Source organism: Streptomyces sp. NPDC053513, from assembly GCF_044544765.1.
GTDB lineage: Bacteria > Actinomycetota > Actinomycetes > Streptomycetales > Streptomycetaceae > Streptomyces > Streptomyces litmocidini.
This window is the reverse complement of sequence record NZ_JBITXP010000016.1, coordinates 148,889-152,932: the sequence shown is the minus strand read 5'-3', so window position 1 is coordinate 152,932 and position 4,044 is coordinate 148,889. Positions and strand designations below refer to the sequence as shown.

Genomic DNA, 4,044 nt, shown 5'->3' with positions numbered 1-4,044 from the left:
GTCAGGGCGCGACAGCCTCTGGCGCCGGCAGGGCGCGGGTCCGTTGTGCCCACCCGTTCCGCCCCAGCGGAACGACTGCCCACAACGGGGTGGGCACCGCCCGGCAGGCGCGCCCACAACGGCGGGCGCGGGGGTGGGCACCGCCCGGCGGGACGGCTGCCCACCACGGCAGGGGCACCGCCCCGCGGGCGCAGGCCGCAACGGCGGGGGCACCGCCCGGCGGGTGCGCGCCCGCAACGGGGGCGCGGGGTGGTTGCCCGCCGTCGGTGTGGGCAAGGTCGCCGCATGGAAACGATCACCCGGCTCGACCTCGGGCACTTCACCCGCCCCGCCGAAGAATGGGACGGCCCCCACGCGCGCGTGGAGCCCGTTCTCGGTTATCTCGTGCGCCACGCGGGCGTGAGGCTGCTGTTCGACACCGGCATGGGGACCGGCTCCCCGGAGACCGACGCGCACTACCGGCCCGTCCGGCACCCCCTGCCCGTCGGCCCCGACGACGTCGACCTCGTCGTCAACTGCCACCTGCACTTCGACCACATCGGCGGCAACCGGCTCTTCCCCACGACGCCCGTCCTCGTGCAGCGCAAGGAGCTCGCCGCCGCCCGTGCCGGCGGGTACACCATCGACTCGCTGCTGCCCGGCGTCCGGTACGAGGAGCTCGACGGCGAGCACGAGATCGCGCCCGGTGCGCTGATCGTGCCCACGCCCGGCCACACCGAGGGCCACCAGTCGCTCGTCCTCGACCACGGCGACCGGATCACGGTCCTGGCCGGCCAGGCGTACGACTTCGCCCACGAGTTCGGCAGCCCGTACCTCCCCTGGCTCGACCGGCTCGGCGAGCTCGCCGACGGCCGTCCCGCGCGTGTCCTGTTCGCCCACGACCGCGACCTTTGGGAAGGTGTGCTGCCGCCGCCCCGGTAGCCTGTGCGCCCGTGACCGAAACCCTGATCTGGACCGTCGTCGCGCTGATCCTCATCGGCGTCTACCTGAGCTGGACCGCCGGACGGCTCGACCGCCTGCACACCCGCATCGACGCCGCCCGCGCCGCCCTGGACGCGCAGCTCCTGCGCCGGGCCTCGGTCACCCAGGAGCTCGCCACCTCCGGCGTCCTCGACCCGGCCGCCTCGATCGTGCTGTACGAGGCCGCGCACGCGGCCCGGCAGGCGGAGGAGGACCACCGGGAGGTCGCCGAGAGCGAGCTGAGCCAGGCGCTGCGGGCCGTCTTCGGCGAGCCCGAGCAGGTGGAGCTCGTCCGCCAGGCGCCCGGTGGCGAGGAGGCCGCGGGCGAGCTCGCGCAGGCCGTCCGCCGCGTCCCGATGGCCCGCCGCTTCCACAACGACGCCGTCCGCGCCGCCCGCGCCCTGCGCCGCCACCGCAAGGTCCGCTGGTTCCGGCTCGCGGGCCACGCCCCCTTCCCGCTGGCCTTCGAAATGGACGACGAGCCGCCCGCGGCCCTTGCTGATCGTCCGGCCTGACGCTCGTAGCCTGGGAAAACGATCCACCGGGTCCACATTGGCCCTTGATGTGGACCGCAGGTGGCCTGTTTCCTCGTCTTGTCGTCAACCCCCGTTGTCACGAGTGAGGTATCCGTGTCCACCACGCCTTCCACCAACTTCCAGTCCCCCGAGACCGGCACCGCGCGCGTCAAGCGCGGCATGGCCGAGCAGCTCAAGGGCGGCGTGATCATGGACGTGGTCAACGCCGAGCAGGCGAAGATCGCCGAGGACGCCGGCGCCGTGGCCGTCATGGCCCTGGAGCGGGTCCCCGCGGACATCCGCAAGGACGGCGGCGTCGCCCGCATGTCCGACCCGAACATGATCGAGGAGATCATCGGCGCGGTCTCCATCCCGGTCATGGCCAAGTCCCGCATCGGCCACTTCGTCGAGGCCCAGGTCCTGCAGTCCCTCGGTGTCGACTACATCGACGAGTCCGAGGTCCTGACCCCGGCCGACGAGATCAACCACTCCGACAAGTGGGCCTTCACGACCCCCTTCGTCTGTGGTGCCACCAACCTGGGCGAGGCCCTGCGCCGCATCGCCGAGGGCGCGGCCATGATCCGCTCCAAGGGCGAGGCCGGCACCGGCAACGTCGTCGAGGCCGTCCGCCACCTGCGCCAGATCAAGAACGAGATCGCCAAGCTGCGCGGCTTCGACAACAACGAACTGTTCGCCGCCGCCAAGGAGCTGCGCGCCCCGTACGAGCTCGTCAAGGAGGTCGCCGAGCTCGGCAAGCTGCCGGTCGTGCTGTTCTCCGCCGGTGGTGTCGCCACCCCCGCCGACGCCGCGCTCATGCGCCAGCTCGGCGCCGAGGGCGTCTTCGTCGGCTCCGGCATCTTCAAGTCGGGCGACCCGGCCAAGCGCGCCGCCGCCATCGTGAAGGCCACCACCTTCTACGACGACCCGAAGGTCATCGCGGACGCCTCCCGCAACCTGGGCGAGGCCATGGTCGGCATCAACTGCGACACCCTCCCCGAGTCCGAGCGCTACGCGAACCGGGGCTGGTAAGCACCCATGAGCACGCCCGTGATCGGTGTCCTGGCCCTCCAGGGCGACGTACGGGAGCACCTGATCGCCCTGGCCGCGGCGGACGCCGTGGCCAGGCCGGTCCGGCGCCCCGAGGAGCTCGCCGAGGTCGACGGCCTGGTCGTCCCCGGCGGTGAGTCCACCACCATCTCCAAGCTGGCCGTCCTCTTCGGCCTGATGGAGCCGCTGCGCGAGCGGATCGCGGGCGGCATGCCCGTCTACGGCACCTGCGCCGGCCTGATCATGCTCGCCGACAAGATCCTCGACCCGCGCTCGGGCCAGGAGACCTTCGGCGGCATCGACATGATCGTCCGCCGCAACGCCTTCGGCCGGCAGAACGAGTCCTTCGAGGCCGGTGTCACCGTGACGGGCATCGACTCTCCCGTCGAGGGCGTCTTCATCCGCGCCCCGTGGGTGGAGTCGGTCGGCGCCCAGGTCGAGGTGCTCGCCGAGCACGACGGCCACATCGTCGCCGTCCGCCAGGGCCGCGCCCTCGCCACCTCCTTCCACCCCGAGCTCACCGGCGACCACCGCATCCACGAGCTGTTCGTGGACATGGTGCGCGCGGAACGGTGACGCGATCCCGGTAGGATCTCTGGGGTTCGTCCAAGAAGTTGGTTACGCGAAGGAGACAGGCAGATGTCCGGCCACTCTAAATGGGCTACGACGAAGCACAAGAAGGCCGTGATCGACGCCAAGCGCGGCAAGCTCTTCGCGAAGCTGATCAAGAACATCGAGGTCGCGGCCCGGACCGGCGGCGCCGACCCCGAGGGCAACCCGACGCTCTTCGACGCCATCCAGAAGGCGAAGAAGAGCTCGGTCCCGAACAAGAACATCGACTCCGCGGTCAAGCGCGGCGGCGGCCTCGAGGCCGGCGGCGTCGACTACGACACGATCATGTACGAGGGCTACGGCCCGAACGGCGTCGCGGTGCTCATCGAGTGCCTCACCGACAACCGCAACCGCGCCGCCTCCGACGTGCGCGTCGCCATGACCCGCAACGGCGGCTCCATGGCCGACCCGGGCTCCGTCTCGTACCTGTTCAACCGCAAGGGCGTCGTCGTGCTCCCCAAGGGCGAGCTGTCCGAGGACGACGTCCTGGAGGTCGTGCTCGACGCGGGCGCCGAGGAGGTCAACGACCTCGGCGACAACTTCGAGGTCATCAGCGAGTCCACGGACCTGGTCGCGGTCCGTACCGCCCTCCAGAAGGCCGGCATCGACTACGACTCGGCCGAGTCCCAGTTCGTCCCGACCATGCAGGTCGAGCTGGACGAGGAGGGCGCGCGCAAGATGTTCAAGCTGATCGACGCCCTGGAGGACAGCGACGACGTGCAGAACGTCTTCGCCAACTTCGACGTCAGCGACGAGGTCATGGAGAAGGTCGACGCCTGATCGCGACCTTTTCGAGCAGCGGGGGGGGGGGGGGGCGCCCCCCCCCCCCCGCCCGGGGGGGGGGGGGGGGGCGGCGGGCGCGCCCCCCCGCCCCGGGCGGGCGAGGGGGGGGGCGGCGCGCGGGGGGGGT

At 71.8% G+C, this 4,044-nt stretch carries 5 protein-coding genes; all 5 read left to right on the top strand.

The window, feature by feature from the left end; all coding sequences use genetic code 11:
• Positions 1-285 precede the first annotated feature (285 nt).
• The 5 genes from ACIGW4_RS25880 to ACIGW4_RS25860 all read left to right on the top strand — a co-directional run bounded on the left by ACIGW4_RS25880 (position 286) and on the right by ACIGW4_RS25860 (position 3,914).
• Entirely contained in the window at positions 286-921 is a 636-nt protein-coding gene (locus ACIGW4_RS25880; protein ID WP_398714100.1) for an N-acyl homoserine lactonase family protein, read from the top strand.
• An 11-nt stretch (positions 922-932) separates the two neighbouring features.
• Positions 933-1,475, top strand: coding sequence for a hypothetical protein (locus ACIGW4_RS25875; protein WP_123450414.1), 543 nt, complete (start codon positions 933-935; stop codon positions 1,473-1,475).
• Between the two features lie 114 nt (positions 1,476-1,589).
• Positions 1,590-2,504 (top strand): pyridoxal 5'-phosphate synthase lyase subunit PdxS, encoded by a 915-nt coding sequence (pdxS, locus tag ACIGW4_RS25870; protein ID WP_030693057.1) that lies wholly within the window; start codon positions 1,590-1,592, stop codon positions 2,502-2,504.
• Between the two features lie 6 nt (positions 2,505-2,510).
• Positions 2,511-3,098 carry a pyridoxal 5'-phosphate synthase glutaminase subunit PdxT gene (gene pdxT, locus ACIGW4_RS25865; protein ID WP_123450412.1) on the top strand — a complete coding sequence of 196 codons (588 nt, stop codon included), beginning with the start codon at positions 2,511-2,513 and terminating at the stop codon, positions 3,096-3,098.
• A gap of 63 nt (positions 3,099-3,161) precedes the next feature.
• Positions 3,162-3,914 carry a YebC/PmpR family DNA-binding transcriptional regulator gene (locus ACIGW4_RS25860; RefSeq protein ID WP_123450403.1) on the top strand — a complete coding sequence of 251 codons (753 nt, stop codon included), beginning with the start codon at positions 3,162-3,164 and terminating at the stop codon, positions 3,912-3,914.
• Positions 3,915-4,044: the final 130 nt, after the last annotated feature.

Bases quoted from the DNA above. Each gene is read 5' to 3' on its own strand.
- ACIGW4_RS25880 (WP_398714100.1), top strand. From the start codon at position 286: ATGGAAACGATCACCCGGCTCGACCTCGGGCACTTCACCCGCCCCGCC.
- pdxT (WP_123450412.1), top strand. From the start codon at position 2,511: ATGAGCACGCCCGTGATCGGTGTCCTGGCCCTCCAGGGCGACGTACGG.
- ACIGW4_RS25860 (WP_123450403.1), top strand. From the start codon at position 3,162: ATGTCCGGCCACTCTAAATGGGCTACGACGAAGCACAAGAAGGCCGTG.